10 protein-coding genes are annotated in these 11,812 nt (G+C 47.9%); 9 read left to right on the top strand and 1 reads right to left on the bottom strand.

All coding sequences use genetic code 11. From position 1 onward, the window contains the following. The first annotated feature begins 44 nt into the window (after positions 1–44). A complete protein-coding gene (locus BQ6873_RS03090; RefSeq protein ID WP_076593908.1) occupies positions 45–1,985 on the top strand; it encodes an FTR1 family protein in 1,941 nt (646 codons plus the stop codon). Positions 1,986–2,008: 23 nt separating this feature from the next. Here BQ6873_RS03090 and BQ6873_RS17870 read toward each other — a convergent pair whose 3' ends face one another. After that, positions 2,009–2,530, bottom strand: coding sequence for a hypothetical protein (locus BQ6873_RS17870; protein ID WP_231949213.1), 522 nt, complete (start codon positions 2,528–2,530; stop codon positions 2,009–2,011). Between BQ6873_RS17870 and czcI the strand changes: the two genes are divergently transcribed. The 8 genes from czcI to BQ6873_RS03050 all read left to right on the top strand — a co-directional run bounded on the left by czcI (position 2,525) and on the right by BQ6873_RS03050 (position 11,381). Further along, positions 2,525–2,884 (top strand): cation efflux protein, CzcI family, encoded by a 360-nt coding sequence (czcI, locus tag BQ6873_RS03085; protein ID WP_076591340.1) that lies wholly within the window; start codon positions 2,525–2,527, stop codon positions 2,882–2,884. The genes BQ6873_RS17870 and czcI overlap by 6 nt on opposite strands. Before the next feature lie 93 nt (positions 2,885–2,977). Then, positions 2,978–4,267 (top strand): TolC family protein, encoded by a 1,290-nt coding sequence (locus tag BQ6873_RS03080; RefSeq protein WP_076591339.1) that lies wholly within the window; start codon positions 2,978–2,980, stop codon positions 4,265–4,267. An 8-nt stretch (positions 4,268–4,275) separates the two neighbouring features. After that, complete coding sequence (locus BQ6873_RS03075; protein ID WP_076591338.1) at positions 4,276–5,856, top strand: efflux RND transporter periplasmic adaptor subunit; 1,581 nt, start codon at positions 4,276–4,278, stop codon at positions 5,854–5,856. Positions 5,857–5,866: 10 nt separating this feature from the next. Beyond that, positions 5,867–6,208 carry a P-II family nitrogen regulator gene (locus BQ6873_RS03070; protein WP_076591337.1) on the top strand — a complete coding sequence of 114 codons (342 nt, stop codon included), beginning with the start codon at positions 5,867–5,869 and terminating at the stop codon, positions 6,206–6,208. A gap of 14 nt (positions 6,209–6,222) precedes the next feature. Next, a complete protein-coding gene (locus tag BQ6873_RS03065) occupies positions 6,223–9,420 on the top strand; it encodes an efflux RND transporter permease subunit (RefSeq protein ID WP_076591336.1) in 3,198 nt (1,065 codons plus the stop codon). A 130-nt stretch (positions 9,421–9,550) separates the two neighbouring features. After that, the gene (locus tag BQ6873_RS03060) at positions 9,551–10,015 is read left to right on the top strand and encodes an MgtC/SapB family protein (RefSeq protein ID WP_231949212.1); all 465 of its coding nucleotides are present in this window, start codon (positions 9,551–9,553) and stop codon (positions 10,013–10,015) included. A 24-nt stretch (positions 10,016–10,039) separates the two neighbouring features. Then, positions 10,040–10,351, top strand: a complete 312-nt coding sequence (locus BQ6873_RS18420) for a zinc ribbon domain-containing protein (RefSeq protein ID WP_407928004.1) — start codon at positions 10,040–10,042, stop codon at positions 10,349–10,351. A gap of 70 nt (positions 10,352–10,421) precedes the next feature. Then, positions 10,422–11,381 carry a cation diffusion facilitator family transporter gene (locus BQ6873_RS03050; protein WP_076591334.1) on the top strand — a complete coding sequence of 320 codons (960 nt, stop codon included), beginning with the start codon at positions 10,422–10,424 and terminating at the stop codon, positions 11,379–11,381. The last annotated feature ends 431 nt before the right edge of the window (positions 11,382–11,812 follow it).

Genomic DNA, 11,812 nt, shown 5'->3' with positions numbered 1-11,812 from the left:
AAGCAAAGTAAAATACAATGATTCCTATTTATATTTACAGCACCATGCTCGCATTTAAAAAATTTACTATTGCAATTTCTCTCCTACTATTGAGTGCGGCTTCGACACAAGTCGCTTTCGCTCAAGATGTAGCCACTCAAGACAAGGCGAAACAAATCTGGCAGGTCCTGGATTACCTTGCTGTAGATTACGGAGCGTCAGTACAAAATGGCGCGGTCGTTAGCAAAAGTGAATATTCGGAGATGCAAGAATTTTCCGAAAATGCAGAGAAGCAACTAGCGAGTCTCCCGAAAACCGACGCCAGTGCTGATTTATTGCGACAGGCAGGAAAGTTACGCAAATTAATCGCAGACAAAGCTCCGGCAAATGAGGTCGGCTCTTTATCGCGGACGTTAGCGGCTCAGGTACTACAAGCTTACCCTGTCCCTTTGTCTCCTTCAAAAGCCCCTGATTTGGCAAGAGGTTCCGCACTCTATCAGGCCAATTGTGCTTCCTGCCATGGCGCGAAAGGTCATGGTGATGGACCATTAGCAGCGCAGCTCAATCCACCTCCGATCGCACTTTCAGGACATGATCGAGCAAAGGAGCGAAGCGTCTTCTCACTACAGCAGATTATCTCGCATGGCGTTGCTGGCACTTCTATGCCAAGTTTTGCGCAGTTGTCTGAAGATGATAGATGGGCTATTGCATTCTTTGCTTCTACTTTGGCGTACAGCGACGCAGATCGTCAGGCCGGTAAAGCAGCATGGACCTCCGATGGTTCTATACACAGCGTTTTACCGAATCTGAGCGCATTGACGCAAGCATCAGAAGCCGCGTTATCCAAGCAACTGCCCTCGACTGCTGGCCATGTTCTCGCATATCTGAGAAGTGAACCGAGCGTTGTCACCGCATCTGATGAAGACAGTTTGGCTCTGGCTAAAATGAAGTTATCTGAAAGCGTTCGCGCGTTGGAGTCTGGCGACAAAGCAAATGCTTCACGACTGGCCTTGTCCGCTTATCTTGATGGATTTGAAATCGCAGAGCCAGCACTAGCTGCCAAGGATAAACAATTATTTGTAGATCTAGAAAAAGGCATGGGCGCTTTCCGTGCAATCGTGAAGCTCGGCCAACTTGATGAAGCAAGAGCTGCAGAGAAGAGACTGCAAACCATGCTGACCAAAGCGCAAGATGTTCTGACCACTGCAACCGACGATCCACTTTCCACTTTCCTTGGCGCATTCACGATTTTGCTACGCGAAGGTGTTGAAGCGTTGTTAGTTATCGTGGCCATGGTAGCTTTCTTGAAGAAGGCTGAGCGGCGCGATGTATTGAAATATGTTCACGCCGGATGGATCATTGCGTTAGTCGGAGGCGGTGTTACCTGGGCGGTTGCTACTTATGTTGTCAATTTAAGCGGAGCTAGCCGAGAAATGACAGAAGGTTTTTCTGCGATCTTCGCTGCAGTCGTATTACTGGGGGTCGGCATTTGGATGCATCAGAAGAGCATGGCAGGACGTTGGCAGGCCTATGTGAAAGAGAAACTTTCATCTGCATTGAATCGTCGTTCTGCCCTCATGCTTTTTGTGCTTTCGTTTGTAACCGTTTATCGCGAAGTGTTTGAGACTGTTTTGTTTTATGCCGCACTCTGGACAGGCGGCAATGGTGGATACATGTTAGCGGGAATGGTTGCGGCCATCTTGATCTTGACTGTGATCGCATTCGTACTTTTGCGGACATCAGCACGGCTTCCGATCAGTCAGTTTTTTGCCGCTAGTTCCGCCTTGGTTGCCATTCTTGCCTTCGTCATGGTTGGTAAGGGCGTGGCTGCATTGCAAAAAGTGGGTGTCTTTGATATCACACCGATTGCATTCCCGCAGATCGATTGGCTCGGCATCCATCCGACCATGCAGACGACGGTCGCGCAATTTCTGATTGTTGCGATCGTAATAGGTAGCGTTGCTTACAACTTGCGTTCAGAAAAAAGTAGAGCAAAGAAAGCCTGATTCGCATGAATCTATGCTGATTGTTATTTTTTTGGGTGACGTGGACGGTATGCGTGTCGATTTACCTGCGCATCGTAAAGCGCATGATGTTCTGGTAAACCTGATTGTTTAAAAAAATCGTAAAGCATCAGTTCGACAATCTCGTTGCTCACAAGCTTGTAGTGACACCAAGGTGGGACACGATAATCCAATGCCTCGCAGAATAAATCCCAGTCGGTTTGATAATCTACACAAATAAAAACATCTTCTTTATTACGACGGACGATCTCAAGCCATTTGATTATTTCTAGATGAAGGTTATTGACGGCAAGATATGAATCCCAAGTTTGTCGTAATACCGGCAGGACTTCATCACAGACGGATGCAGCGCAAGGGTGATCTGGGTATAGATCCCGCGTCAAAATCCTCGACGTATTCTGATGCCAGCCCCCGGTGGTAGTTTTGTATTGTGAAGTTCTTGCAACATTAACGCGAATATTTACTTCACCGATAAATTCTTTGTGAGAATCTCTTAAAACTGCTATAAAATATCTTAACTTATGCAACGCCTACTAGTCATTCTAATGCTTTTGATCGTTCCGCTCCAGATAAGCTGGGCAGCAGCGGCGGTTTATTGCCAGCATGAAATCAATCCGGCAACTGTACATTTTGGCCATCATGAGCATAAGCACGTTGCGTCGTTAAGCGATGAAAAAGCCGATGTACCCAAATCTAGCTCTGCATCGGATATCGATTGTGCATTTTGTCATCTTGGTGGCATTGCTATTGCAGAAATTCCCGCAGCCATTCTAATTTCCGATGTCGTAAATGCAACTTCGCGCATGCCCGATAATTCAGTACTTGCTTCAATTCTCCCTCCGCGTCCCGAACGCCCAAAGTGGGTCCACGCCGCTTCCTAATCCGGCACCCGCTCGTTCTATTTTTTTCTCGATCTTGATGTAGTTCATAGCGCTGGTTGCTGGATTCCCTTTGTCTATTACTAAGGAAATTCGATGCAAAAGCCGTTATTGCCGCTTCTATTTGCGGTATCTTTAACACTCCAAATTCATGCTTATGCTCAGGTGAACTCGTCTTATGGCGGCGAAATCACCCAAGCTGGGCAAACAAAAACAGCAAACATATCGCTACTGACGCTGGCTGCCTCGCTTGACCTGGCATACGGGGCCAATCCCGAAATTTCAGCTGCTCGTCGGGAAGTGGAGGCGACGGAGGGAATGATTCAGCAAGCGGGAATTATTCCTAATCCCGAACTTTCAACTTTGATTGAAGACACCAAGCGGGAAACGCGAACAACGACGGTGCAGATAAATCAACCCATTGAACTAGGTGGTAAGCGCAGCGCGCGTATTGCTGCGGCCGAACGCGGTCGAGATTTGGCTGTAGCTGACCTGGCAGGGAAGCAAGCTGAAATACGGGCGATGGTAGTAGCGGCGTTCTACGATGTCGTTATTGGTCAAGAGCGCTATCGGCTTGCCCAAAGCACTGTCGAATTAGCGCAACGCGCCACGACGATCGCGTCGAAGCGCGTATTGGCAGGGAAAATTTCGCCTGTTGAAGAAACAAGAGCACGTGTCGCTGAAGCTGGCGTGCGTATTGAGCTTGCCCAAGCTGTCAACGATTTAACTACGGCTCGGCGGGAGTTAGCCGCCACTTGGGGAGCTCGTGCTCCTGATTTCGACCGAGTTCAAGAGCCTGTCGAAGAATTACCTCCGCTTATTCCTCTGCCTGATCTGATGCAACGCCTGGAACAGTCGCCTCTTTTGGCACGAGCCAGGATAGAAGTCGAGCGCAGAAAGGCCATGACAGCGGTAGAGCGTTCTCGTCGAATTCCTGACGTAACTCTCACTTTGGGCTCTAAGCGTGATGAACAAATGGGGCGTAATCAAGCGGTAGTGGGACTATCTATCCCGTTGCCATTATTTGATCGTAACCAAGGGAATATTCTCGAAGCACTTCGTCGCACCGACAAAGCTCGTGATGACTTAACCACAGTAGAGGTCGGTTTGAACAGAGAACTCGGACAAACACATGGACGTTTAAGTACATCCATTATTGAAGCAGAAATGCTGAAATCTGAAGTCGTGCCTGCAGCGCAACGTGCCTATGAAGCAACGACCAAAGGTTTCGAACTCGGTAAGTTTAGCTTCCTAGAAGTACTTGATGCTCAACGTACATTCTTCCAAGCCAAAGCGCAGTATTTGCGTTCGTTAGCTGAAACACACCGCGCCGCAGCCGCAATTGATCGTCTGCTTGGCGAACAATTTTCTGCCACAAAGAACTAGAGGCCACGATGAAAATCAACCCCCGCAACAAACAAACCACCGTCATCATTATCGTAGTTGTCATTGGCCTTCTGCTGGGCGGCCTAATTCTGGGCATGGATCGGAAAGGTGCGTCTAGCGAAGAACAGGGACATGGGCATGCTGAAGCAAAGGGGCATGCTGACATGGAGCATCATGGTGAAAAGAGCACGGAAAAACATGATGATGCTGGTGAACACGAAGATGATGAACATCATGCTGACTCTGTATCGCAAAAAGGTCCTCAGGGTGGAAAGCTATTCACCAAGGACGGCTATGGCCTGGAAATTACTATTTTTGAGAATGAGGGCGAGCCTCAGTTCCGTGTATACACCTACCAAAATGATAAACCACTTGACCCAGCTGCGACGAAGTTAGTTGTCACCCTAGAACGCCTTGGACGAGCGCCACAAAACATCTCATTTTCAAAAGAAAATGGTTATCTAAAGGGTAATGCGGTAATTGAAGAACCACACTCATTTAAGGTTCAGATCAAGGCAACCAGTGGCGACAAACCATATGAATTCTCGTACGTGCAAGAAGAAGCTCAAGTCGCTATGAGCGATACACAGCTGGCACAAAATGGTGTGAAAATTCTCAAAGCCGGGTCTGTCCGTATCAAAACAGAGTTACAGCTGATCGGTGAAATTCGCCTTAACGAAGATCGTACCGTGCATGTGGTGCCCCGGCTGGCAGGCATTGTTGAATCAGTTCGCGCAAATGCTGGTGATCAGGTTCGCAAAGGTCAGATACTTGCCGTAATCTCTAGCCAAGCACTTTCCGATCAACGCAGCGAGTTGCTTGCGGCCCAAAAACGCCTAGCGTTAGCACGTACTACATACGAACGTGAGAAGACATTGTGGGAAGAGAAAATTTCTGCTGAACAGGATTATTTGCAGGCACGTACGACAATGCAGGAAGCTCAAATTATTGCGCAAAGCGCGCAACAGAAGCTTGCCGCTTTAGGCGCGTCACCATCAGCAAGCAATTTGACTCAGTATGAAATCCGATCCCCGATTGACGGCGTCATCACTGAAAAACGTATTTCCGCAGGAACGGTAGCAAAAGAAGATGCAAATATCTTTGATATTTCGGATCTGTCCACTGTATGGGTCGATCTGACTGTTCGAGCTCAAGACATCAACGCGCTAAAAACTGGCCAAAAAGCGACAGTTAAGGCAACTGCATTTGATGCTGAGGGAAGTGGAACCGTTTCATATATCGGCTCTCTCGTGGGCGAGCAGACGCGTGCTGCTAAAGCGCGCGTAGTGTTGGCGAATCCGAAAGGTACGTGGCGACCAGGCTTAGCGGTAAACGTCGCTTTAGTGTCTGATGAGGTTGACGTACCAGTAGCGGTCACAACTGATTCTATCCAAACCGTGGGGGACCGGACCGTAGTATTCGTTCGCTATGGAAACGTTTTGGAGGCACGGCCACTTCAGCTGAGCAGAAGGGACGGAAAATTCATCGAAGTTTTGAAAGGTCTGAAAGCCGGCGAAGACTATGCCGCGACAAACAGCTTTCTTATCAAAGCTGAGCTGGGCAAAGCAAGTGCCAGCCACGACCACTAAGGAGATCAATATGAAACAGATCATTGCGATTATTCAGCCACACAGACTAGACGCTGTCGAACATGCGCTGCAGAACCTTAGCCATTTGCCAGGCTTTACCTTATTCCCAGTACGTGGCCACGCTAGGGGACATGGAATCGGACATTTTTTTACAGCGGACGAATGGAACCCGGATATGCATGAGCACACAGCGTTGCTGATGTTTTGTCCTGACGACATTGCGCAAGAAGTTGTTGAGGCTATCCGAAATGCATCACATACCGGCAATCCAGGAGACGGTCTAATTGCCGTTTCCTCGGTTGAGGACATCGTGCGCATACATAGTGGTGAACGCGGCGACGCAGCCCTCTAGCTCAAGGAAAATTCATGTTTGAGAAAATCATTCGCTTTGCCATCGACCAGCGATGGTTAGTCATGTTAATGACACTAGGTATTGCAGCATTGGGTATCTTTAGTTATCAAAAACTGCCTATCGATGCTGTGCCAGACATCACTAATGTTCAGGTTCAGATTAACAGTAGTGCACCCGGTTATTCTCCGTTGGAGGCGGAACAACGCATCACCTATCCAATTGAGACCGTAATGGCTGGTTTGCCTAAGCTTGAGCAAACTCGCTCTATTTCACGATACGGTCTATCCCAGGTAACGGTTATCTTTAAAGAAGGTACGGATATCTATTTTGCTCGGCAATTGGTCAACGAGCGGATTCAAGAGGCGAAGGAAAAGCTGCCTCCTGGTGTTGTCCCAGCGATGGGCCCAATTTCCACTGGTCTTGGCGAAATCTATATGTGGACGGTAGAAGCTAAGGAAGGAGCGTTGAAGCCAGACGGTAAGCCATATACGCCTACCGATTTACGAGAAATTCAAGACTGGATTGTTAAGCCGCAACTACGCAATGTCCCTGGTGTCACCGAGATTAATACGATTGGTGGAAATGCCAAGGAATTCCAAGTCGCTCCATACCCAGATAAATTGATGTCTTATGGCCTCTCGCTGGAGGACTTAGTTACAGCATTAGAACGTAATAACAATAACGTCGGGGCCGGCTATATCGAGAAGCGTGGTGAACAGTACTTGATTCGTGCCCCAGGCCAGGTAGCTGACTTGAACGATATTGCCAATATCGTTGTAGGTACGAAGCAAGGTGTACCTGTACGTATTCGGGATGTTGCAGACGTGGTACTCGGCTCAGAACTAAGGACTGGTGCTGCTACAGAGAATTCTCGTGAGGTAGTGTTAGGTACTGTCTTCATGCTAATTGGCGAAAACAGCCGCTCGGTTGCTGCTGCCGTAGACAAGAAAATGGAGGAGATTCAGCGAACATTGCCAGAAGGCGTGATTGCGAACGCTGTTTATGATCGAACAGTTTTGGTCGACAAGGCAATTGCAACTGTTAAGAAGAACTTAATGGAGGGCGCTTTACTTGTCATCGCCATCCTGTTTCTTTTCTTAGGTAACATTCGCGCTGCAATTATTACAGCCATGGTGATCCCATTGGCTATGTTATTTACATTCACCGGCATGGTAAGTAACAAGGTAAGTGCCAACCTTATGAGTTTAGGCGCATTGGACTTTGGCATCATTATTGACGGTGCTGTTGTGATCGTCGAAAACTGTATTAGACGCCTGTCACACGCGCAAGCTCAGGCTGGCCGAGCATTGACGAGAAATGAACGTTTCCATGAAGTTTTTGAAGCGTCAAAGGAAGCACGCCGTCCATTGATATTCGGACAGCTGATCATCATGGTCGTATATCTGCCAATCTTCGCTCTGTCTGGAGTAGAAGGAAAGATGTTCCATCCTATGGCATTTACGGTTGTAGTTGCTCTGTTTGGTGCAATGATTCTTTCGCTCACCTTTATCCCTGCGGCTGTCGCACTTCTCATTGGGGATAAGGTCAGTGAAAAAGAAAATCGCCTCATTGGATGGTCCAAACGTCGCTATGAACCTATGTTGGATTGGGCGATGGAAAGAAAGCCACTTGTTCTCACAACCGTTGGTGTTGCCGTGGTGTTAAGTGGCCTATTGCTGACACGTATGGGAAGTGAATTTATCCCTAGTCTTAATGAGGGTGATGTTGCGCTACATGCGATGCGGATTCCTGGCACCAGCTTGACTCAGGCGATTGAAATGCAGAAGGAGCTAGAGCGCAATCTTAGGACTTTCCCCGAAGTCGAACGCGTGTTTGCAAAAATTGGTACAGCAGAAATTGCAACGGATCCGATGCCGCCCAATGTTGCTGATACTTTCATCATTTTAAAGCCTCAATCTGAATGGCCCGCTCCGAAACGCAGCAAAGAGGAGTTGGTAGCTGCAATGCAGAAAGTTGTAGCTAAGGTTCCAGGCAACAACTATGAATTTACGCAGCCAATCCAAATGCGTTTCAACGAACTAATTTCCGGCGTGCGTGCCGATGTTGCAGTCAAAGTGTTTGGTGACAACATGGACGTTATGAACGCGACGGCTGATCAGATTTCCGATGCACTATCTGGCGTATCAGGTGCTGCGGACGTAAAAGTGGAGCAAACCACTGGATTGCCAATGCTCACCGTTCAGATAGATAGGGATAAAGCGGCAAGACTGGGGGTCAACGTTTCCGATATTCAGGATGCGCTCTCGATCGCTGTAGGTGGCCGAGAAGCCGGCGTGCTGTTTCAGGGAGATCGGCGTTTCGACATCATTGTTCGTCTACCAGACATCTTACGTAACGACATTGATGCAATTAAACGAATTCCTATTCGATTGCCGTTAGGGGAGGGAGCTACACTCAGTCCTGTAGGTTATACACAACTTGGTGAGGTTGCGGAACTTACACTGGCACCTGGCCCTAATCAGGTTAGCCGTGAGAACGGAAAAAGACTCGTTATTGTGACAGCCAATGTACGCGGTCGCGATATCGGCTCATTTGTGGCTGACGCTCAGCAAAAAGTGCAAGAGGCGGTCAAGATTCCAACCGGTTATTGGATAAGTTGGGGCGGTACATTTGAACAACTACAGTCCGCAACTAAACGTTTGCAGATCGTCGTACCAATGGCGTTGTTGCTGGTTTTCCTTCTACTCTTCGTCATGTTTGGAAATGCCAAGGACGGGATGCTTGTCTTCACCGGGGTACCTTTTGCATTGACCGGGGGAATAGCCGCGCTCTGGCTCAGAGACATTCCGCTCTCAATTTCAGCTGGGATTGGCTTCATTGCGCTTTCAGGGGTGGCTGTGCTCAATGGCTTAGTGATGATCTCCTTTATCCGTAGTTTGCGGGAGGAAGGCAGAACGCTCGATGTTGCCATCCATGAAGGAGCTTTGACACGACTGAGGCCAGTGTTAATGACTGCACTGGTAGCGTCTTTAGGCTTTGTACCGATGGCGATCGCGACAGGGACGGGGGCAGAGGTTCAGCGGCCACTCGCAACGGTCGTGATTGGCGGCATCATATCTTCTACGATACTGACACTGTTGGTATTGCCATTGTTGTACAAGATAGCGCATCGCCGAGATGAAGAGGGATCGGCAGGATTGGATAATGGGCGGCCAGGCTTCATGCATAGACTCTCATTCTGGAAAAAATAGCGTTAGCTAAGGTCTCCAAGTATCTGAATGCTATCTAGTCAATAGGTGCCGGTTTATAACTTATTCCGGCACATGTATTCAAGAATACATGGAGTAGTGCGAACATATCTGTACTAAGCAGGAGGCTAATGTGGACTGGAAAATGGAATTGCTCTTTGCCGCCAGAATCGCGCTCGCGGGTCTTCTCGGCGCAATTATTGGACTGGATCGAGAGCGCCAAGGGAGTGATGCGGGGGTCCGGACTTGTATGGCCATCTCGATTGGTGCGTGTGCGTTTAGCTTAGTCTCGATGCATGTCGTTAACGGAGATCCGACCAGAATTGCAGCACAAGTGGTTAGTGGAATTGGTTTTCTTGGCGCAGGAGTGATTCTACAAGTTCGAGGAAGAATAGAAGGGTTAACGACTGCAGCTACCCTATGGGCAACCGCATCTGTTGGCATGGCAAGTGCATTCGGCATGTACGTTCTAGCCATACTAACCACAGCACTTATCTACGGCATGTTAGTGCTCCATCACTTTCCTGGGTGGAAACGATTTACACGTAAAAAATGCAGTTCTAAAGATCAAGTGGCACACCACGATGTGGAGAAATAGCTTGGATCTGATGGCAACTTACGAATGAAAAGGAAAAATATCATGGGTATATTTGAAAAACTTTTAGGTGGCGGCCATCCTCGTCGACAAGGTAGTAAGCATCATGATCGATACGATAACTTCTCGCAAAGGAATCAAGACGACAGCTGGGGAGCGCGATCACAACCTGTAGCAGCATCGAGTGCGAATTGTGACGCGTGTGGAACGGCAAACAATGCAGGGGCGAGTTTTTGTCAGCAATGTGGCGTTTCCATGGTGCCGCTTAAATGTACCGGATGTAATGCGGACATGGCTGCGGGGATGAAATTTTGCGGTAAGTGTGGCAAGGAACGTTGACCGACATTGCCTGCAGATTGCAGGGGCAAACGCGTATTCGAAGATGCAGATAATTTAATTGAGGAATCCCATGAGCGCAGGTCACACCCATGTATCACCCAAAGGGCAGAATCAAAAGTATCTGCTAATGGCGTTCGTATTAACGTCAACCTTCTTGGTTGCGGAAGTCATTGGAGGCTTGGTAACCGGAAGCCTGGCGTTGCTGTCTGATGCCGCACACATGCTCACCGACGCTAGCGCTCTGGCTATTGCACTGATAGCGATTCAGATAGCCAAACGTGCAGCCGATGCGCGACGAACTTTTGGCTATCACCGTTTCGAAATCTTAGCCGCGTCATTCAACGCGATCATGCTGTTCTTTGTGGCTATGTACATCCTATACGAAGCCTATCGACGATTCCAATCTCCCATGGAGATTCAATCGACAGGAATGCTTATCATTGCCACTCTCGGTTTGATTATCAACTTGATCAGCATGAAATTACTAAGTGCCGGAAAGGACGCAAGTCTCAATATCAAGGGGGCTTATCTGGAGGTATGGAGCGATATGCTGGGGTCCATAGGAGTCATTGCCGGCGCTCTGATCATTCGCTTTACGGGATGGATTTGGGTGGATTCAATTATTGCTGTCGGAATTGGCTTTTGGGTTCTGCCAAGGACATGGATATTGCTGAGGGAAAGTATAAATGTCTTGCTTGAAGGCGTGCCGGAACATATTGATTTGGAAAAAGTCCGGAAATCAGTTTTAGAAATTGCCGGCGTTAACAGTGTGCACGACTTACACGTCTGGTCAATTTCCAGTGGAAATACTAGCTTGACGATGCATGTTGTTGGAGAGGATCAGAACATTGGCGAAGATACTTTATTGGCAACAATTCAAGAGGTCTTGGCAAAGCAATGGGAAATCCATCACACCACGATACAGATTGAAAAGGAAGCATGTGATCAAGCCTCAGAAGATCATACATTCGGACCTGCGTCTGAACCTGAAAGTGCCCATTCAAAGGAAAGTTGGCCATTAGCGAATTGATTCAGCTTAAATATAAATTATGTTTGTAGAAAATAGATGGGTGCCGATGGGGCTGGCCAATACGCTTATCGGCGTATCAATAATCATCGCTATGATCATTGTTGGGGCGTTGATTTGGTTTGGCCGTTCTGGCTCGCATTCTTCTAAATTACGAGTTGAAAAACAACATAAAAGCACTCGTAAAAAGCGCAAGTTACGTAGGAGAAATTAGTGTGAACCCACTTAATCTTTTGCATAATTTTGGTACTATTGTCGGACGACAATTAAGTTCGACACAAAACAATAAAGTTTGACACTAAAATCAGGTAAAACAGATCATCTGGCGCAGCGAAATATAGGCCGCTCATAGGTAAATGATTTTGAAGTTGTGTCAGACTTCATTGTTGCAAGAGCGGTGCCCTGGTTGCCAAATCAAAAGTCTGTGTCAAACT

This window comes from Herminiimonas arsenitoxidans (assembly GCF_900130075.1).
GTDB classification, from domain to species: Bacteria; Pseudomonadota; Gammaproteobacteria; order Burkholderiales; family Burkholderiaceae_D; genus Oxalicibacterium; species Oxalicibacterium arsenitoxidans.
Note: the sequence above shows the minus strand (reverse complement) of the source record. Positions and strands in the feature narration are given on the sequence as shown.

Excerpts from the sequence above, each read along its gene's own strand:
- BQ6873_RS03050 (WP_076591334.1), top strand. The coding sequence starts at position 10,422 with ATGAGCGCAGGTCACACCCATGTATCACCCAAAGGGCAGAATCAAAAG.
- BQ6873_RS03070 (WP_076591337.1), top strand. The coding sequence starts at position 5,867 with ATGAAACAGATCATTGCGATTATTCAGCCACACAGACTAGACGCTGTC.
- BQ6873_RS03080 (WP_076591339.1), top strand. The coding sequence starts at position 2,978 with ATGCAAAAGCCGTTATTGCCGCTTCTATTTGCGGTATCTTTAACACTC.
- czcI (WP_076591340.1), top strand. The coding sequence starts at position 2,525 with ATGCAACGCCTACTAGTCATTCTAATGCTTTTGATCGTTCCGCTCCAG.
- BQ6873_RS03075 (WP_076591338.1), top strand. The coding sequence starts at position 4,276 with ATGAAAATCAACCCCCGCAACAAACAAACCACCGTCATCATTATCGTA.
- BQ6873_RS03090 (WP_076593908.1), top strand. The coding sequence starts at position 45 with ATGCTCGCATTTAAAAAATTTACTATTGCAATTTCTCTCCTACTATTG.
- BQ6873_RS03065 (WP_076591336.1), top strand. The coding sequence starts at position 6,223 with ATGTTTGAGAAAATCATTCGCTTTGCCATCGACCAGCGATGGTTAGTC.
- BQ6873_RS18420 (WP_407928004.1), top strand. The coding sequence starts at position 10,040 with ATGAAAAGGAAAAATATCATGGGTATATTTGAAAAACTTTTAGGTGGC.